The sequence below is a fragment of the Amycolatopsis sp. cmx-4-83 genome (assembly GCF_046548815.1).
Taxonomy (GTDB): Bacteria; Actinomycetota; Actinomycetes; order Mycobacteriales; family Pseudonocardiaceae; genus Amycolatopsis; species Amycolatopsis pretoriensis_A.
The window spans coordinates 272,456-290,126 of the sequence record NZ_JAEBEF010000008.1; the positions used below are offsets into that span (position 1 = coordinate 272,456).

Annotated in this window: 21 protein-coding genes; 6 read left to right on the top strand and 15 right to left on the bottom strand. The window is 74.6% G+C overall.

Annotated features, from left to right (window positions below; translation table 11 throughout):
* Positions 1–64 precede the first annotated feature (64 nt).
* Positions 65–1,087 (top strand): alpha/beta hydrolase, encoded by a 1,023-nt coding sequence (locus ACLJQM_RS25805; protein ID WP_410633069.1) that lies wholly within the window; start codon positions 65–67, stop codon positions 1,085–1,087.
* On the top strand, positions 1,084–1,935 hold the full coding sequence (locus tag ACLJQM_RS25810; RefSeq protein WP_410633070.1) for an alpha/beta fold hydrolase: 852 nt from the start codon (positions 1,084–1,086) through the stop codon (positions 1,933–1,935). The genes ACLJQM_RS25805 and ACLJQM_RS25810 overlap by 4 nt, the downstream gene beginning before the upstream one ends.
* On the opposite strand, the gene ACLJQM_RS25815 is transcribed toward ACLJQM_RS25810, so the two are convergent.
* The 7 genes from ACLJQM_RS25815 to ACLJQM_RS25845 form a co-directional block, all read right to left on the bottom strand.
* Positions 1,893–2,234 carry a DoxX family protein gene (locus ACLJQM_RS25815; RefSeq protein WP_247024123.1) on the bottom strand — a complete coding sequence of 114 codons (342 nt, stop codon included), beginning with the start codon at positions 2,232–2,234 and terminating at the stop codon, positions 1,893–1,895. The two genes, ACLJQM_RS25810 and ACLJQM_RS25815, sit on opposite strands and share 43 nt — an antisense overlap.
* Positions 2,235–2,380: 146 nt before the next feature.
* Positions 2,381–2,806 (bottom strand): GyrI-like domain-containing protein, encoded by a 426-nt coding sequence (locus ACLJQM_RS25820; protein ID WP_410633071.1) that lies wholly within the window; start codon positions 2,804–2,806, stop codon positions 2,381–2,383.
* Between the two features lie 40 nt (positions 2,807–2,846).
* The gene (ligD, locus tag ACLJQM_RS25825) at positions 2,847–3,821 is read right to left on the bottom strand and encodes a non-homologous end-joining DNA ligase (protein ID WP_410633072.1); all 975 of its coding nucleotides are present in this window, start codon (positions 3,819–3,821) and stop codon (positions 2,847–2,849) included.
* 50 nt (positions 3,822–3,871) lie between these two features.
* A complete protein-coding gene (locus tag ACLJQM_RS25830; protein WP_360775639.1) occupies positions 3,872–4,291 on the bottom strand; it encodes a DUF6292 family protein in 420 nt (139 codons plus the stop codon).
* A 62-nt stretch (positions 4,292–4,353) separates the two neighbouring features.
* Positions 4,354–4,758 carry an STAS domain-containing protein gene (locus tag ACLJQM_RS25835; protein WP_360775642.1) on the bottom strand — a complete coding sequence of 135 codons (405 nt, stop codon included), beginning with the start codon at positions 4,756–4,758 and terminating at the stop codon, positions 4,354–4,356.
* Positions 4,759–4,998: 240 nt separating this feature from the next.
* The gene (gene ligD / locus ACLJQM_RS25840; RefSeq protein ID WP_410633073.1) at positions 4,999–5,919 is read right to left on the bottom strand and encodes a non-homologous end-joining DNA ligase; all 921 of its coding nucleotides are present in this window, start codon (positions 5,917–5,919) and stop codon (positions 4,999–5,001) included.
* 16 nt (positions 5,920–5,935) lie between these two features.
* Positions 5,936–6,679: a GAF and ANTAR domain-containing protein gene (locus ACLJQM_RS25845; RefSeq protein ID WP_360775648.1), complete on the bottom strand. Its 744-nt coding sequence runs from the start codon at positions 6,677–6,679 to the stop codon at positions 5,936–5,938.
* Positions 6,680–6,782: 103 nt separating this feature from the next.
* Here ACLJQM_RS25845 and ACLJQM_RS25850 point away from each other — a divergent pair, with 103 nt between their 5' ends.
* Both ACLJQM_RS25850 and ACLJQM_RS25855 read left to right on the top strand, forming a co-directional pair.
* Positions 6,783–7,520 carry a GAF and ANTAR domain-containing protein gene (locus ACLJQM_RS25850; RefSeq protein WP_360775650.1) on the top strand — a complete coding sequence of 246 codons (738 nt, stop codon included), beginning with the start codon at positions 6,783–6,785 and terminating at the stop codon, positions 7,518–7,520.
* A 5-nt stretch (positions 7,521–7,525) separates the two neighbouring features.
* A complete protein-coding gene (locus ACLJQM_RS25855; protein ID WP_410633074.1) occupies positions 7,526–8,911 on the top strand; it encodes a SpoIIE family protein phosphatase in 1,386 nt (461 codons plus the stop codon).
* An 860-nt stretch (positions 8,912–9,771) separates the two neighbouring features.
* Here ACLJQM_RS25855 and ACLJQM_RS25860 read toward each other — a convergent pair.
* Both ACLJQM_RS25860 and ACLJQM_RS25865 read right to left on the bottom strand, forming a co-directional pair.
* Positions 9,772–10,167, bottom strand: coding sequence for an STAS domain-containing protein (locus ACLJQM_RS25860; protein ID WP_247024132.1), 396 nt, complete (start codon positions 10,165–10,167; stop codon positions 9,772–9,774).
* Between the two features lie 94 nt (positions 10,168–10,261).
* Positions 10,262–11,029 (bottom strand): ANTAR domain-containing protein, encoded by a 768-nt coding sequence (locus tag ACLJQM_RS25865; protein WP_360775656.1) that lies wholly within the window; start codon positions 11,027–11,029, stop codon positions 10,262–10,264.
* 218 nt (positions 11,030–11,247) lie between these two features.
* Between ACLJQM_RS25865 and ACLJQM_RS25870 the strand changes: the two genes are divergently transcribed.
* On the top strand, positions 11,248–12,186 hold the full coding sequence (locus ACLJQM_RS25870; protein WP_410633075.1) for a PfkB family carbohydrate kinase: 939 nt from the start codon (positions 11,248–11,250) through the stop codon (positions 12,184–12,186).
* Between the two features lie 11 nt (positions 12,187–12,197).
* On the opposite strand, the gene ligD (ACLJQM_RS25875) is transcribed toward ACLJQM_RS25870, so the two are convergent.
* The 5 genes from ligD (ACLJQM_RS25875) to ACLJQM_RS25895 all read right to left on the bottom strand — a co-directional run bounded on the left by ligD (ACLJQM_RS25875) (position 12,198) and on the right by ACLJQM_RS25895 (position 16,449).
* Complete coding sequence (gene ligD, locus ACLJQM_RS25875; RefSeq protein ID WP_360775660.1) at positions 12,198–13,775, bottom strand: non-homologous end-joining DNA ligase; 1,578 nt, start codon at positions 13,773–13,775, stop codon at positions 12,198–12,200.
* A gap of 36 nt (positions 13,776–13,811) precedes the next feature.
* On the bottom strand, positions 13,812–14,363 hold the full coding sequence (locus ACLJQM_RS25880; protein WP_360775663.1) for a hemerythrin domain-containing protein: 552 nt from the start codon (positions 14,361–14,363) through the stop codon (positions 13,812–13,814).
* A gap of 52 nt (positions 14,364–14,415) precedes the next feature.
* Positions 14,416–14,601, bottom strand: coding sequence for a hypothetical protein (locus ACLJQM_RS25885; protein WP_247024137.1), 186 nt, complete (start codon positions 14,599–14,601; stop codon positions 14,416–14,418).
* Positions 14,601–14,789, bottom strand: coding sequence for a hypothetical protein (locus tag ACLJQM_RS25890; RefSeq protein WP_410633076.1), 189 nt, complete (start codon positions 14,787–14,789; stop codon positions 14,601–14,603). Before ACLJQM_RS25890 ends, ACLJQM_RS25885 begins: the two co-directional genes overlap by 1 nt.
* Positions 14,790–14,889: 100 nt before the next feature.
* Positions 14,890–16,449, bottom strand: a complete 1,560-nt coding sequence (locus ACLJQM_RS25895; RefSeq protein WP_410633077.1) for a glycoside hydrolase family 13 protein — start codon at positions 16,447–16,449, stop codon at positions 14,890–14,892.
* Between the two features lie 40 nt (positions 16,450–16,489).
* On the opposite strand from ACLJQM_RS25895, the gene ACLJQM_RS25900 reads away from it, so the two are divergent.
* Entirely contained in the window at positions 16,490–17,296 is an 807-nt protein-coding gene (locus ACLJQM_RS25900) for a class I SAM-dependent methyltransferase (protein ID WP_410633078.1), read from the top strand.
* On the opposite strand, the gene ACLJQM_RS25905 is transcribed toward ACLJQM_RS25900, so the two are convergent.
* Positions 17,280–17,654: a hypothetical protein gene (locus ACLJQM_RS25905; protein WP_410633079.1), complete on the bottom strand. Its 375-nt coding sequence runs from the start codon at positions 17,652–17,654 to the stop codon at positions 17,280–17,282. The two genes, ACLJQM_RS25900 and ACLJQM_RS25905, sit on opposite strands and share 17 nt — an antisense overlap.
* Positions 17,655–17,671 lie beyond the last annotated feature (17 nt).

The window sequence follows — 17,671 nt, forward strand, 5'->3', positions numbered from 1 at the left end:
GCTACGCGCGGAAAAGAGGTATCGCTTAGCCCCTGCAACCGGGTGGTTCTGGTTGACTGGCGCCATGCTGCCCTGGGAAGGCGACCTCGCCGGCCGGCTCGACCGGCACACGTTGGAGTCCGAGCTGCTGCGCGGCAACCCGCTCGGCGACCCGCACGAACGGCCGCAGTGGGTGTACGTCCCGCCGGGCTACGACGACGGCGACGAGCGCTACCCGGTGGTCTACGTCATCCAGGGCTACACCGGGCACGTGGCGATGTGGGCCAACCGGACGCCGTTCCGGCAGACCTTCCTGGAGACCGCCGACGCGGTCTTCGCCGGCGGCGCCCCGGGTTGCGTCGTCGTGTACGTCGACGCGTGGACCGCGTACGGCGGCTCCCAGTTCGTCGATTCGCCGGGCACCGGCCGCTACCACTCGTACCTGTGCGATGAGGTCGTGCCGTGGGTGGACGCGCACTACCGGACGGTGCCCGCGGCCGGATCCCGCGCGATCGCGGGCAAGTCCTCGGGCGGGTTCGGCGCGATGATCACGCCGATGCTGCGCCCCGACCTGTTCGGCGCGCTCGCGACGCACGCGGGCGACTCGCTGTACGAGCTGAGCTACATCCAGGACTTCGGCAAGGCGGCGCGCGCCCTGCGCGGCTACGACCAGGACATCGCGAAGTGGTGGGCGGACTTCCGCTCGCGACCGGCGTTCACCAAGCCGGAGGACGCGACGCTCCTGCAGCTGCTCGGCGTCTCGGCGTGCTTCTCGGCGCGGGAGGACGGGACGCCCGAGCTGCCGTGCGACCCGCTGACCGGCGCCGTGCGGCCGGAGGTGTGGGAGCGCTGGCTGGCCTGGGACCCGGTCCGGATGGTGCCGGACCACGCGGCGGCGATCCGGTCGCTGCGCGCGGTGTGGATCGACGCGGGCACGAGCGACGAGTACTACCTCGACCTCGGCGCGGAAGCCTTCCGGGCGGCGATCGCGGCGGCGGGGCTGCCGGCCGAGCGGGTGCACTTCGAGCTGTTCGACGCCGGCCACGCGGCGATCGACTACCGCTACCCGCTTTCGCTGGCGTGGCTGGCCGGGCGGCTCGCCCGGTGACCGCCTTCGCCGAACGCGACCTGACGCTGCCCGGCGGGCGCGTCCTGCACGCGTACGACAGCGGTGGCCCGGGGCCGGCCGTCCTGTGGCACCACGGGACGCCCAACCTCGGGTCGCCGCCCGGGCCGCTGCTGCCGCTCGGCGAGGAGCTGGGGATCCGCTGGATCTCCTACGACCGGCCCGGTTACGGGAGCTCGACGCCGGTGCCGGGGCGGACCGTCGGGGACGCCGCCGGGTACGCGACCGCCGTCGCCGACGCGCTCGGGGTCGAGCGCTTCGCCGTCCTGGGCCACTCCGGGGGCAGCTCCCACGCGCTCGCGTGCGCGGCGCTGCTGCCCGATCGCGTCCTCGCGGCCGCCGGTCTCGGCGCGGTGGCGCCGTTCCACGGTGAAGCCTGGTTCGCGGGCATGGCGGACCAGGGTTCGTTGCGCGCCGCCACCGAAGGCCGGGCCGCCAAGGAGAAGTACGAAGCGGCTGCCGAGTTCAACCCCGCGGTGTTCACCGAAGCCGACTTCGCCGCGCTGAAGGGGGCGTGGTCCTGGCTCGACAGCGTCGTCCAGCCCGCGCTGGGGGCGGTCGGGCTGATCGACGACGACCTCGCCTACGTCGCGCCGTGGGGCGCCGACCCGGCCGCCATCACCGCGCCGGTCCTGCTGGTGCACGGCGAGGACGACCGGATGGTGCCCGCCGCGCACAGCCGGTGGCTCGCCGCGCGCTGCCCCGGCGCCGAGCTCCGGCTCACCCCCGGCGACGGGCACCTCTCCGTGCTGCACCACGCCGCCGCCGCGCTCACCTGGCTCGCCGCTCAAGCGAGCAGCGCCAGCGAGGCCACGACCGGCGCCACGTAGATCAGCGGGAAGGCGACGTGCGCGTACGACTTGGCGCGCAGCACGGTGACGACCGCGCCGGCGAAGTACAGCACCAGGCCGATCGCCGCCGCGACGCCGATCGCCGGCACGAACAACCCGACGACCAGGCCCACAGCACCGGCCGCCTTGGCCGCACCGAGCCACGGCCACCACGCCTCGGGCACGCCGTATTCGGTGATCGGCTCGACCACCCACTTCGCGCGGGTGAACACCGAAACGGCCGAGAACCCCACGAACGCCGCGGCGGCGAGGGTGACGATCAGGTAGGCAGTCGACATCGGAACTCCTCGGGAGAGCGCGGCACCGGGTTCCCGGCGCCATCACCCCCACGACTCCGCCCGCGAGCCCGATGTGACCGGCTATGACCGCGATCACAGTGGCCGCCGGACCACCCCCTCGCCGTTGCTGATCGCGCGCGAGACCGTCACGGGACCGGCACCCACAACTCGACGTGGTCGCGCCGGCGGTAGAACTCCACGAGCGGCCGCGTCGCGTCGGTGACGATCGCAGCCGCCTGGAGTTCCGCCATCGCGTCGCCGATCCGCGCGTAGATCCCCGGTGGCTCGCCGGTGAGGTGGCCACGCAGGTAGCTGCCGCCGGGCAGCACCCCGGTCGCCAGGCCCAGTTCGGCCGGCCGGTCGCCGTCACGCACCGGGGTGCAGACCGTGTAGGTGCCCGCCCGTTCGTCGACGCGGGCGAACATCTTGCGCCCGCGCAGCCCGACGAGCCCCTCGAACCACGGCCAGAGCGCCTGGATCGACGGCAGGTCGTCGGCGGTCGTGCGTTCCACGACCGCCACGTCCGCCCGCTCGATGCGCGCGGGCGGTGCGTTCAGTGCCGAAAATGCCATGCCGTCGAGCAAACCACGCGGCACCGACAATTCCGGGGCGTCAGGAGATCCGCACCTCGCCGGGCGTGCGGTCGGGGCGCAGGCCGCGCCACGAAGTGTGGCGCAGCCGCAGATCCGGCGTCAGCCGCCGGTAGACGACCTCGCCGACCAGCGACGGCTCGACCCACCGGGCGCCCCGGGCCCGCTCGCGGGGCACCTCGGTCGCGAACGGGCTCGCCGCGCGGGCCAGCGGCGCCAGGACGGCACGGAGGTGCTCCAGCGCGTCGTCGCTGAACCCCGTGCCGACGTCGCCGAGGTACACCAGCTCACCGTCGTCGTCGAAGGCGCCGAGCAGCAACGCGCCGAGGGTGCCCGCGCGGCGGCCCGCGCCCGGGCGCCAGCCGCCGACCACCACTTCGCGCGTCTGCGTCAACGCGCGCTTCGTCCACGACGGCGAGCGCGTGCCCGGCAGGTAGGGCGCGTCCAGGCGCTTCGCGACGACGCCCTCGATGCCGTGCTGGGCCGCCGTCGCCAGGAGCTGGTCCGGTGCGAGGTCGGCGCGGGTGTACCAGGGCGGTACCACCAGCCGGCCGTCCCCGGGATCCACGAGTTCCGCGAGGAACTGCCGCCGCCGCTCGTAGGGCCGGTCCAGCAGCGACTCGGTCCCGATGCGCAGCAGGTCGAAGGCGAAGTAGACGACCGGGACCTCGGCCCGCAGCTTCGCCGTCGGCTCGTGCATCGCGCGGCGCTGCATCAGCTCGAACTCCGGGCGGCCGGCCGCGTTCAGCGCGACGACCTCGCCGTCCAGCACCGCCGCGTGGCCGCCGAGCGCGGGCCCGAAGACGTCCCGCAGCTCGGGGTAGCGGTGGGTGTGGTCGCTGCCGCTGCGGCTGGTGATCCGGGCTTCGCCGGTCGCCGCGATCCGGGCGCAGCCGCGGAAGCCGTCCCACTTCCACTCGTAGCCGTGGTGGTCGTCGTCCGGGAGCGGCCCGTCGACGGCCAGCATCGGCGCCACCGCGTCCGGGACCGTCCCCATCGCCACCTCCCCCGCCGCCGTCCAGTGTGGAGGACCGGCGGACCGCGCGGCTACCGGGCCGGCAGCAGCGGCAGCAGCTCCTGGTGGCTGCCGGCGCGGCGCAGCACCGGCGACCCCGGCCCGTCCGGGTCCAGCGAACCGGCGCGCACCGCGGTCAGGAACTCCACGATCACGCGCGGCGGCGGCAGGATGTCCGCCCCGCCCAGGTAGGCCAGCACGATCATCTCCTCCCCGCACGCCGCCTCGACCGCGACCGCCCAGCCGTGCACCTCGTCCCAGAGCAGGGCGACGTCGCGTTCGGGGAACCGGCGCAGCCGCCAGTCCACCGCGACGTAGGCCGACACCGGGACGTCCACGTCCACGGTGCAGGACTCCAGGCCGAAGCCGAGTGCCCTGGCCACCTCGCCCAGATACGCGCGCAGGCCGCGCTGGAACCAGAACTCGAGGTCGGTGTCGATCAGGCCGGTCACCCGTTTCCCTTCTCTCGCGCCGAAAACCGGCCGCGCCCGTCGCGCGGCCGGTGGAGCGTGGCTCAGCCGAGCGCCGCGACCGCGTCGGCCCGGTCCCGGTAGCAGGAGAAGCCGGCGACGCCGGTCCCCCGCAGCAGCCGCCACATCGACGGGGTGCGCACCACCCACGCGACCGGGACGGCCGCCTCGTCGGCGCGCCACTGCACCCGGCGCAGCGCGCGCAGGCCCGCCCCGGAGCAGAACGTCACTTCGCCGAGGTCGACGACGAGCGTTCCGCCCGCCGCGAGCGCGGTTTCCCCGCATTCGACAAAAATCGCCACCGTCGCCATATCGATGTCACCCGCCACGGCGACGACCGTGCACCGATCACCGGCGAACGTCGTGGTGACCGAGAACGGCTCGCACAACGCGCCGGGCGAACTTCGGCCGAAGGCTCGCGAAAGCCGCGGCGGTTTCTGGATCTTCATGACCGGCTCCGGGCGGCTCCTGCTGACGGTTTACGCGTAAACCGTACCCACTTCGTCCACCTTGCCGCACAACGCGATCCGCACGAGCGGCGCCCCCGTGCACCGACACGCCCGGATGCACGTGCACCAGTCCACTGAGGACGATCAAGACCACCTGGTCGGACTGACCGTTCCGCGAATCGACACCGGCGCGCAACGGGAACGGGACCGGATCGGCCGCGGAATTGCGATTTCCGAAATTCAGCCGAACGCAGGAATGGGGGCCCGGGTGCGGTCCAGATCCGCGAAAAGATCTCCGGTGTCTTCGACCCTCGCCAAGACGTCTCCGGCGGTGAACCGGAGGTGCGAAACGTGCCGGCAGGCGCGCACCTCGTCCCACGTGACCGGGGTGGACACGGTCGGCTCGTCGCGCCCGCGCAGCGAGTACGGCGCCACCGTGGTCTTGAACGGGTTGTTCTGGCTCCAGTCGATGAACACCTTGCCGGGACGCAGGTTCTTCGTCATCCGCGCCACGACGAGGTCCGGCGTCTCGGCGGCGAGCCGGTCCGCCAGCGCTTTCGCGTACCGCGAGGGCGCGCCGGGGTCGTCGGTCTCGACACCCGCGTAGACCTGCATGCCCTTGGAGCCACTGGTCTTCGCCACCGGCGTGAACCCGTGTCCGGTGAGGACGTCGTGGAGGCGTTCGGCGACCCGGGAGCAGTCGACGACCGTCGCGCCGGGACCGGGATCGAGGTCGAAGACCAGCCGGTCCGGTGTGCTCCGCTCGTCGCCGGGCTCGACCGTCCACTGGTGGACGTGCAGTTCGAGCGCGGCGAGGTTGGCCGCCCAGACGAGCTCGGGCAGGTCGTTGATCAGCGGGTACGCGACGATCTCGGGGTCGCCGCCGCGGCCGCCGACGGTCAGGCGCGCGGTGCGGACCCACTCGGGGGCGTGCCGCGAAACGTCCTTCTCGAAGAACGAACCGCCGTCGACGCCGTCGGGGAAGCGCACGAACGTCATCGCCCGGTCGCGGATGTGCGGCAGCAGCACGGGCGCGATGCGCGTGTAGTAGTCGAGCACCTCGCCCTTGGTGAAGCCGTGGCGCGGGTAGAGGACCTTCTCGAGGTTGGAGAGCGTCAGCTGCCGTTCGCCCACCCGCACCGTGATCCGGCTGCCCGCCACGCCACCAAGGTACCGGTCAGGGGACGACGCCGCCGGACACCACCCGGGACACGAAGCGCTCGGCGACTTCGCGCAGTTTCGTGTTCTCACGCTGCGACTGGTCCACCAGCAGGGCGAACGCGTCGTCGGCGTCGATCTGGCGGATCGCCATCAGCATGCCCTTGGCCTGGTCGATCACCGCGCGGGAGGTCAGCGCCGTCCTGAGGTTCTCCGCCGTGTCCCGCGCCCTCAGGTAGCGGTGGTACACGCGCAGGATCGCCTCCACCGCCGCCGTGTAGAGCTCGAGCCGTTGCGCCTCGATCTCCGCGAAGCCGTCGCCTTGCCGCCCGTAGCAGTTGACCGCGCCGGAGAACTGCTCGTCCGCGACCAGCGGCGCGGCGAGGAAGCTGGAGAAGCCGGCCTCTTGCGCCCCGCGCGCGAAGGCCGGCCAGCGCTCGGCCGCGTCCGACACCGCCGTGCGGACGATCTTGCCGCTGCGGACCGCTTCGAGGCACGGGCCGTCGCCGAGGCGGTACTGGTCGCCGTCGAGTTCGCCGACGACCTCGCTCGTCGCCGTCGCCGTGTGCGGCCGCTCCTCGGTCACCAGTGTGATCGACGCCTCGTCGACCCCCGGGACGGCGTGGCGCACCTGCAGGCAGACGTGCCGCAGCAGGATCCGGAAGTCGTCCTCCTCCTGCAGGACGGCGGTCAGGGCTTCGAGCGCCCCGGTGACCTCGTCGAACAACGGCGAGGCCGTCGCGGTTGTTTCCGGCCGTTCCATTTCAGCTCCTCCCGGTCGGACGCAAGGTCGCCGGGTACCCCGTTTCGCGCCGGACCATGTCCCGGCGCGTTTGCCCGCGCCCCCGGATTGGTATTCCGCTGCCATGTCGTCGGGTGAGATCTCCACGGGTGAGCTGCCGCTGGACGGTGAGCTGGCCGCGGTCGCCGCGCGGATGTCGGGACTGCTGCTTTCGCGCGAGACCGTGGATTCGGTGCTGGACCTGATCGTTTCACTGGCGGGGTCGGCGGTCCGGGCCGCCGCGGGGGTGGGGGTGACGCTCGTCGACGGGGCCGGTGAGCTCGCCACGACCAGCGCGTCGGCGCCGCTGGTGAACGCCGCCGACACCCTGCAGTACGAGCTGCGCGAAGGTCCGTGCCTCGCCGCGCTGAGCGAGGGCGCGCCGGTGCGGATCGACGACGTCACCACCGACCGGCGCTGGCCGCGGTGGTGCGCGGCGGCCGCCGGGGCGGGCCTGCGCTCGGTGATCACCGCCCCGATGATCACGGCGGACGGCTGCCACGGGGCCATCAAGATCTACTCGACGACCCCCGGCGCGTTCGGCCCGGTCGACGAGCGGACGCTGACGACCTTCGCCGAGCGCGCCGCGGTCCTGGTCGCGAACGCACGGGCGTTCGCGCGGGCCGGGCGGTACAGCGAGCGGTTCAAGGAGACCCTCCGCGACCGCGACGTGATCACCATGGCGAAGGGCTTCCTGATGGGCCGGGACGGCCTCGGCGAGGACGCCGCGTTCGACCGCCTGCTTTCGCTGGCGCGCGCCCGCGGCCGCACCCCGGCCGAGACCGCCGCGCAGCTCGTGGCCCCGCCGACGCGGGAGGGGTGACCGGCATGCGCTTCCTGCCCGAAGAGGAACAGCGGCGCCGGCTGGCCGCGTGCTTCCCGCGGAGCGAGCTGACGCTGGAGCAGCTGTGGCTGCGGTACTTCGCGCTCGGCGGCGGCCTGAGCCTGCTGGAGCTGGACGCCTACCTCAACGGCCTGACCGCGCTGCCCCGGGTCGACCGCGACATGCTCGCGCACGCCGTCAACGAGCGGCTCGACGAGCTGGCCGGCCCGGCCCGCGCGCCCTACAGCCACCCCTTCCGCGACGGGAAACCGTTGTACGGCCCGCTGCGGGCGCTGGTCGACCTGCTCGAAGGCGCGCACCGGGCCCCGCCGGAGCGGCTCCCCGCCGTCGTCGCCGAGGCGGCCCGCGCGCTCGACCTGACGATCGAGGTCTACCTGGCCGACTACGACCAGCGGACGCTCGTGCCGCTGCGCCCGGACGCGGCCGAGCTCGACATCGAGACCACGCTGGCCGGCGAGGTGTTCCGCCACGCCGGCACCACGGTGACGCGGGACGGACCCGCGCCGGCCCTGTGGACCATCCTGCTCGACGGCGTCGAACGGCTCGGCGTGCTGGAGATCGTCCCGGCCGACGGCACCGACCCGGCCGACGCGGTGCTGCAGGAGCAGTGCCACTGGCTGGCCTCGCTGCTCGGCCACCTAGTCACGGTGACGACCCAGTACGGCGACGGCCTGGACGCGTGGCGGAGGCGGCGCCACCGCGGCTCCCCCGCCGAGCTGCTGTGGCAGAGCCTGCCGCCGCTCACCGGCGCCACGGAGAGCGTCGTCGTCGGCGCGAGCGTCCAGCCGGCGTACGACCTCTGCGGCACCGTGTTCGACTACGCACTTTCGGAGAAGCGGGCGCAGCTCGCGCTGTTCGACGCCGGGCCACGCACCGGCGCCGCGAACACGGCGGCGGTGACGGCCCTCGCCGCCTACCGCGCCGCCCGCCGCGACGGCGCCACGCTCACCGAGCAGTTCGCGGCGGTGGGTGCGGAGCTCGGTGCGCGGCCGGCTGTCAGCCGGGTGGTCGCGGAGCTGGACGCGCGGACCGGGGTGCTGCGCTGGCTGACCGACGGGCCGCTGGCGCCGTTGATCGTCCGGGACGGCGAGGTTCTTCCGGAGGTGGCGCCCGCGCAGGCCGGCGGGCCGGTCGCGGAGGCGCGCCTCCGGCCCGGCGACCTGGTGGTGGTGTGTTCCCGCGGGGTGGCCGACACGCTGGATGCGGCCGGTGAGCCGTTCGGGCAGGCCCGGGTCGCGGCGCACCTCGGCGCGGACGCCGGCGAGCTGCCGCCGGAGATCGCGCGCAGGCTCACCCGGGCGGTGCTGGACCACGGGGGCGAGCTGCGGCACGACGCCGGGGTGCTGATCGCCCGCTGGATGACCTGCTGAGGCCGGGGGTGGGCCACCCGGGCGGGTTGGACGCCCCGGAGCAGCGGGCCGCGGGTGCACCGAGCGCTCCGCTGAAGCCGGGACGCCGGCCGGGCCGCCGCGGGCGTACTGATCGTCCGCTGGACGACCCGCTGAGGCCCGAGACCTCCACCCGCACGTGGGCCCCGCCCCGGAACAGCGGACCTCGGGCGCTCCCCTGAAACCGGGACTCCAACCGGCCACCGCGGACCTACCGATCGCGCGCCGGACGACCCGCTGAAGCCCGAGACCTCCACCCCGCACGTGGGCCCCGCCCCGGAACAGCGGCCGCGGGTGCGCCGAGCGCTCCGCTGAAGCCGAGACTCCAACCGGCCGCCGCGGACCTACCGATCGCCCGCTGGACGACCCGCTGAAGCCCGAGACCTCCACCCCGCACGTGGGCCCCGCCCCGGAACAGCGGCCGCGGGTGCGCCGAGCACTCCGCTGAAGCCGAGACTCCAACCGGCCACCGCGGGCGTACCGATCGCCCGCTGGACGACCCGCTGAAGCCGGGGGCGCCCCACTCGCGCCGGTGGCGCCGAGCTGCGGGCGTGCTGGGCACCGCCTGCGGCTCCTCGCCAGCCGGCCGCCGTGGCTCTCGGCGAGCCTGGTTGTGCAGCAGGATGCCTCGGCAAGCCGCGGGTGCGCTGGGCGGCCCCGTCGAAGTCGGAAGGCCAGTGGGTCGCCGCGGGCGTGCTGAACAGTGCCGTGCCCCTCGGCGGGCCCGTCATGCGCCGAGCGCCTCCCCACAGGCCGCGGCGGCTGGCCGCGGGCCCCCACCAAAGCCGGCAATGTCAGCCGACCGCCGCGAACGTGCTGGACACCGCTGCGCACCGGGCCCCTCAGCAGGCCGCGTCGCGCATTCCCGTCGCCAGCAGCTCCCGCAGCGCGTCGGACAGCGACGCGAACATCGGCACCCCCGCGGCCAACCCCGTCACCCGGAACAGCCGGGCGAGCGTGCGGCTGTTCGCCACCACGCAGAACCGGCGGCCCTCGGCCTCAGCCCGTTCCGCGGCCGCCGCCAGCGCGCGGGCGCCGGCCAGGCCCACGAAGGCCACGTGCGTCAGGTCCGCCACCGTCGTCCCCGGTGGGGCCGAGCCCAGCTCGCGCTCGAGGATCGGCAAGGTCAGGGCGTCGATCTCGCCGGCGAAGGTCAGCACGAGGAGACCGGGGCGGTACGCCGTCCGGCGCGCCGTGAGGGGCGCGGACCGGGTCGGGACCGGTGGGGTGGGGGACACGGGTTCGGCAGGCCTTCCGCGCCGGGCGGGCCGGCGACGCGACGGGTGATCAACGACGGGGTCTTGGTACCCAAACCCCCGAACGGGAAACGCCCTATTTCGCGGTGAACGCCGCCCAGAGCCGTTCGGCCGCGCGGTGGGCGGGCTCGCCGGGGCGGATCTCGCGGGTGCCCGGCGGCTGTGGTGCGACGCCGCCGCCGAGGTGCTCCACCAGGGCGACCGCCAGCTCCCGGACCTTGACGTTGAACTCCTGGCTCGCCCGGCGCAGCGTCTGCCACGCCTCGTCGGGCGGGCACCGGCGGACGGCCATGATCGCGCCCTTCGCCTGTTCGATGGCGGCGCGTGAGGCGAGCAGTTCCAGCATCTGGTCGGGATCGCCCGCGGTGGCGGTCTCGGCGACCACCAGGGTCATCTCGGTGAGCTTCTCGTACCGCCGCAGGATCGCGAGCGGGCCGGGGCCGGACGGCCGGTCGAGCGTCGCCGACAGCACGAACGCGCCGGTGTCGTCCCAGTACCCGGGGACCGCGACCGCGCCGCGGACCGCCTCGTACCGGACGTCCGCGAACGCCGCCCCGCCGGCCAGCTCCGGCCAGCGCGGGTCGGCGAACAGGTCGTCCGTCGTGACCGGCGCGCCGGTGGCGTCCGCGAGGGCCACCGGGCCGCCGCGCTCCAGCTGCGCGGGCACGAGGTGTTCGGCGACACCCGCGGTGGCCAGCACCCGCAGCGGCCGGTCGCCGTGGCTGACGGTCAGCGCCGCGCCCAGGCACCCCGGCACCTCACCCGCGATCCGCTCCAGCAACGCCTGCAGCAGCTCGGCCAACGGCTTCCACCGGTCGGCCGCGCTCACCAACGTCTCGGTCACCGACACCTCCACCCGTGTTCCCTTCTTGATTTACCGCATGACGCGCCCGCCCACACCCGGCGGCGCGCCGCGGCGGCGCGGGTGCGTCCGTCCGGCGCAACGCCGCCGGGCCGCCGAACACCGCACAACCCGAACGAGCGGTTTGCCCGCCGCCGCCGGACGGGTAGCCGATCAGTGGAACCCGAGGAGGGCACGATGTCCGAGCGGCGGTACCGGTGATGTTCAGCGAAGTCGTCGTAGTCGGGCAGATCGCCCGCGACCTGGTGATCGAAGTGCCCGAGACGCCGGAGGCCGGTTCCCCGGCCCCGGTGCGGCACCGGCAGGAGCTGCTCGGCGGGAAGGGCGCCAACCAGGCCGTCGCGCTGAGCCAGCTCGGGACGTCGGTGGCGCTGGTCGGCGTCGTCGGCCGGGACCGCACGGGGGATTCGCTGCTCACGCAGGCCAGAGCCGACCGGATCGGCACCTCGCACGTCGTCCGCCGCCCCGGCGTCGAGACGGCGCTGCTCGTGGACGTCGTCGACGAGCGCGGCCGGCGCCGCTACCTCGAGCACATCCCGGACGAAACGCTGCTCACCGAGGCCGACGTCCTCGCCGCGTCGGCGCCGATCTCGGCCGCCGGCTCCCTCATCGTGCAGCTGCAGCAGCCCGCCCCGGTGGCGCTGCTGGCCGCGCGGCTGGCGCACACCGCGGGCACCCGCGTGGTGCTGGACGGCGCCCCGCAGGACGACGCACTCACCCCGGACCTGCTCGCCCTCGCCGACGTCGTGCGCGCGGACGGCCACGAAGCCGAGCTGCTCACCGGGCAGCCGGTGCCCGACATCGCCGCGGCCGCCCGGGCCGCCGCCGGCCTCCGGCAGCGCGGGCCGTCGCTGGTTGTGCTGGAGGTGGGCGCGGAGGGGAACCTCTTCGCCGGGCCGGAGGGCACCTGGTTCGTGCCGCACGTCGAGACCGACGTCGTCGACCCGACCGGAGCCGGCGACGCGCTGGTCGCGGCCCTGACCGCGGCGCTCACCCGCCGCCACCCGCTGGAGACGGCGGCCGGCCTGGCCGTCGCGGCGGCCGCGGCGACGACCGAGCACGCGGGCGGCCGGCCGCACCTGTCCCGTCCGGTGCTCGACCGGCTGCAGCCGAGGCACCTGCAGACCGTCCACGCCTGAACCGGAAGCGGTCACCGGTCCAGGCCCGGCAGGCTCTGCTCGAGCCCGAGCAGAGCCGCGAAGGGGTCGCCACGCTCGGCGAGGCGGGCCGGGACGTCGCGGATCGTCCACCGGTCCGGGGCCAGCTCCGGGTCGTCGAGCTCGTCCCACTCCAGCGGCACCGAGACCGGGGCGCCCGGGCGAGGCCGCACGCTGTACGGCGCGACCAGCGTCTTGTTCAGCACGTTCTGCGTGTAGTCGAGCCGGGCGCGGCCACGGCGCTTGTCCTTGGTCCACGCCCAGCTGACCAGGTCCGGCAGCACCCGCCCGATCGTCCGGGACACCGTTTCCGCCCACGCGCGCGTCTGCTCGTACGTGCAGTGCGCCGCGATCGGCACCCACACCTGGATCCCGCGCTGCCCGGTCACCTTCGGCCGCCCGGTCAGGCCGAAGTGCTCCAGCGCGGTGCGGTGCAGCCGGGCCAGCTCGACGACCTCGGCGAACGACGTCTCCGGACCCGGGTCGATGTCGAACAGCACCCACGTCGGGTGGTCGACGTCCGCCGCCCGGGACGTCCAGGCGTGCAGCTCGAGCGCGCCGTAGTTCGCCAGCCACGCCAAGGTCGCGACGCTGTCGGCGACGACGTACCGCTGGCTCTCCCCTGGCTCCGCCCGTTCGTTGCGCCAGGTCGTCAGCCACTCGGGCGCGTGCCGCGGGACCTCCTTCTGCCAGAAGCCCGGCTCGGTCACGCCCTGCGGGAAGCGCTGGGTGTTGAGCGGGCGGCCCGCCAGGTACGGCAGCATGACCGGCCCGGCGGTCGCGTAGTACCGGATGAGGTCCCGCTTCGTGAGCGGGCGGCGGGGCGCCGGGAAGAGGACCTTGTCCAGGTTGGTGAGGGCGAGCTCGCGGCCCGCGACCGACCACTTGCCCTTGGCGCCGAGCGCGTCGAGCGCCGCCAGCTCGTCGTCGGTCGCCGCGGCGAACCCCACGGCTTCCTCCGCCTCGCCGGCCGGCCGGTCGCCGTGCCACAGCGCGTCGGGCGCGGCCGCCACCTCGTCGTTGGTGCGGCCGCTCTTGACCGAGCGCGGGTGGTCTTCGGCGTCCCAGCCGGCCCGGGCGTGCTCGTCCTGCTTGTGCAGCAGGAACCACTGGTCCCGCTCCCCGCGGTTCGTGCGGACGAGGACGAACCGGCCGGCCAGCTTCTCGCCGTCGAGGTCGAAGTGCAGTGTCCCGTCCTCGATCGCCTTCGCCGGGTCGGCGTCGACCGGCCGCCACTCGCCGCGGTCCCAGACGATGACGTCCCCGCCGCCGTACTCGCCGTGCGGGATCACCCCTTCGAACCCGGCGTACTCGATCGGGTGATCTTCGACGTGCACAGCGAGCCGGCGGGCTTTCGGGTCCAGCGTCGGCCCCTTCGGCACCGCCCAGCTGACCAGGACCCCGCCGAGCTCGAGGCGGAAGTCGTAGTGCAGCCGGCGCGCCCGGTGCCGCTGCACGACGAACCGGTGACCGGCGGGCCCGGCCGGCTCCCCGCCCGCTGGCTCGGCGGTGCGGTCGAAGTCGCGCATCTCCTGGTAGCGCCGCAGTTTGCGGGCCGGGACGTCTGCCATGCCGGCGGGGTACCCACTATCCGAGTCTTGCCGAAGTCAGCGCAGCGCGGCGCGGATCAGGTCGCGCGCCCGGTCCGCGATCGCCGCGGGCGGGCCCAGCAGCAGGTTGGCCTTGGCGCTTTCGACGCCCGGGTGCGGCCGGGTGGGCGCCACCGCTTCGGCCAGCTTGGCGGTCGCCGCCATCGCGCGCAGCCGCTCCGGCGGCCGGTGGGCGCGCAGCAACGGGAATTCCTCGCGCTCCTCGTGTTCGGCGTGCGCCAGCACGTCTTCGCGCAGCTGCACGAGCAGCGTGTCGAACCCGTCCGCCTCGGGCCCCATCTTCTGCAGCGTCGTCAGCAGCTCCTTGGCCCGGTGCTCCTCCCCGAGCCGCGCGTCGACGACCGGGCCCGCCGCGGGTTCGAGGTCCCGGATCTCCGGGTGGACCACCAGTTCCTCCGCCGTCTCGTGCACCGCGAGCAGCCGCACGAGGTCGTGGAACAGCTCCTCGCGCCGGTCGCCGTCGGCGGTCTCCAGCCCGGCGAACAGCGCACGGATCTCTCGGTGCTGGCGCTGCAGAAACTCGATGACGTCTTCTTCGTTCTCGGGCACGGAAAGCCTCCTTGTTCGGGTGGTGGAGGAGGCTTTCCCCGTCCCGGGCGGGTTACCCGTCCCGCTTCGCCTTTGTGAGCCACACCGCGCCCGCGACGGCCAGCGCGATCCCCGCCGCGGTCCACCACGACCACCACGTGAAGAACGCGACGACCAGCCCGACGGCGAGCAGCACCCCGCCGCCCACCGCGGCGGTGTCGTCGTTGCCCGAGCGTGAGAACCCCCCGGCGACGGCCATCAGCCCACCCGCCCGTCGACCGCGGCCACGACGAGGGCTGCGCAGCGGGCCAGCGGCACCCCACGCTCCCGGGCCATCGACGCCAGGGCCGCGTGCGCGGCCGTCCGGTTCACCCCTTGGGCCGCAAGGACTTCCAGTGCCAGGCCGACGACGTCGGTGGCGGGCGGCGTGGCGGTGCGCACGGGCATCGGGGTACCTCCGGGGCGGTCGGGTGCGACGGACGCGACCGGGTACCCCGCCGCGTCCGGTTCCACACCGCTCCAGCGAACCATTCCGGGTGACGGTGGTTCACCTCCCGGCGAGCCACACCGCGCCGTCCGGGGGCACCCGGCCGTCGTCCAGCGGACCGCTCGCGAGGAGCACCCGCACGCCGTCCGGGAGCTCGTACGGCTCGCCGGACAGGTTGACCACGCACCCGAAGCCCGGCTCGCGCGTGAACGACAGCACGCCGTCCGGGGCGGGCCGCCAGGTCATCGTCCCGTCGCCCAGCGCGGGGTGCTCCCGGCGCGCGGCGAGGGCGGCGCGGTAGAGGTGAAGCATCGAGCCCGGGTCGCCGTCCTGGGCTTCGGCGGTCAGCGCGCGCCAGCGGGCGGGCTGCGGCAGCCACGTCGGCGCGTCGCCCTCGGTGAAGCCGAACGGCGGTTCCGTGCCCGACCACGGCAGCGGCACGCGGCAGCCGTCACGGCCGCGGCGGGTGTGGCCGGAACGCTCCCACGTCGGGTCGGCGAGCACCTCCTCCGGCAGGTCCTCGACCTCCTCCAGCCCCAGCTCCTCGCCCTGGTACAGGTAGGCGCCGCCGGGCAGGGCGAGCATGAGCAGCGCCGCGGCCCGGGCCCGGCGCAGGTCGCCGAAGCGCGTCACGTGCCGGACGACGTCGTGGTTGGACAGCACCCACGTCGCGGGCGCGCCGACCGCGCCGAGCGCTTCGAGGGTCCGGTCGATCACCGCGCGCAGGGCGGTGGCGTCCCACTCGCAGCGGAGGAAGTCGAAGTTGAACGCGGTGTGCAGCTCGTCCGGGCGGACGTACCGGGCGAGGCGGTCCGGCCGGTCGACCCACGCCTCGGCGACGAACACCCGGTCCGGGCCGAACTCGCCGGCCACCTTCCGCCACGCGCGGTAGATGTCGTGGACGCCGTCGCGGTCCCAGTGCGGGTGCCCGGTGCGGTCGGGCGGCTGCGCGATCTCCTCGTCCTCGGCGCCGAGGTCGGGGAACGCGGGGTCCTTGAGCAGGCCGTGGGCGACGTCGATGCGCACGCCGTCGACGCCGCGGGCGAACCAGAACCGCAGCAGGTCTTCGAATTCGGCCCGGACCCCGGGGTTGTCCCAGTTCAGGTCGGGCTGCTCGGGGGCGAACAGGTGCAGGTACCACTCGCCGTCGGCGGCGCGGGTCCAGGCGGGCCCGCCGAAGACGCTGCGCCAGTCGGTCGGCGGCCGCTCGCCGCCGGGGCCGCGGCCCGGCCGGAAGTGGTAGCGCGCGCGTTCGGGCGAGCCGGGCCCGGCGGCGAGCGCGGCCCGGAACCAGCGGTGGTGGTCGGAGGTGTGGTTCGGCACGACGTCGATCAGCACCCGCAGCCCGAGCCGGTGCGCTTCGGCGACCAGCGCCGGCAGGTCGTCGTCGGTGCCGAAGAGCGGCTCGACGGCCCGGTGGTCCTCGACGTCGTACCCGCCGTCGACCATCGGCGAGCGGTACCACGGCGTGGTCCACACCGCGTCGATCCCCAGCTCGGCCAGGTACCCCAGCCGGGAGCGCAGCCCGGCGAGATCACCGGTGCCGTCGCCGTCAGAGTCGGCGAAGCTGCGTACGTAGACCTCGTAAACCACGGCGTCCCGCCACCAATTCGCGTCCATGGCACCGAGTATCCGGGACTCGCCGGGCTAGGCTCGGAACGTGACCTGGGAGTGGGACGCGACCCTGTACGCCGGCAGCGCCGCCCACTACGCGCGGGGCCGGCTCCCCTACCCGGCGGCGCTCGGCACGGCCTTCGCCGCCGAGCTGGGGCTGGACGGCACCGAGCGGCTGCTCGACGTCGGCTGCGGGCCGGGTTCCCTGACGCTGCTGCTGGCGCCGTACTTCGCCGAAGCGGTCGGGCTCGACGCGGACGCGGACATGCTCCGCGAAGCGGCCCGGCCCGGCACCGGGAACTGCCGGTGGGTGCACCGGCGGGCCGAAGAGCTGCCGGCCGGGCTCGGGCGGTTCCGGCTGATCACCTTCGCCCAGTCCTTCCACTGGCTGGACCGGCCGCGGGTGGCCGCGACGGCCCGCGGGATGCTCGCGCCCGGCGGCGTCCTCGCCCACGTCCACGCGGCGACGCACGAAGGCGCCGAAGGATCCGTGCCGCGGGCCGCGATCGCCGAGCTGGTGCGGAAGCACCTCGGCTCGGTGCGACGCGCGGGCCGGGGCGTCCTGCCCGACGGCACGCCCGGCGGCGAAGCGGAGATCTACCGCGCTGCCGGCTTCGCGGGCCCGCGACGGTTCGAGGTCCCCGGCCCGGTCGTCACCCGGAGCCTGGACGAGGTGGTCGACAGCGTCTTTTCGCTGTCCAGCGCGGCACCCCACCTCTTCGGCGACCGCCGCGGCGAGTTCGAAGGCGAGCTCCGGCAGCTGCTGCGCGAGGCGAGCCCGGCCGGCACGTTCACCGAACGGTTCCGCGAGATCGCCGTCGACCTCTGGACGCCGGTCACCAGGGGTTGTTGAAGTCCTCGTCCTCCTCGGCGGCGGTGCGGGGCCGCCGGGTGGACCGCGGCTCGTCCCGCCCGGGCCGCGCCGGCGGAGCCGGCGGCGCGAACCCGCCGGGCCCGGGGTACTCCTCCGCGGCGAACGCCGAAGCCGGCTCGGCGTGCGACCGGTCGGTGCTCCAGCCGGACTTCGTCTTGCGCTGCGCCATTTCGCGGACGTGCTGGACGTACCGCTCGGCCGCCTGGACCTGCTTGGTCATGTACTCCTGGGAGCGGGCCTTGATCTCCTCGCCCTGCTGTTCACGCAGGGCACGGCGATCGGCCTGCTCCCGGACCAGGCCGTCCAGCTCCGCCTTCATCCCGGCGATGTCGCTCATGCGCGCCCCTCGCCGAC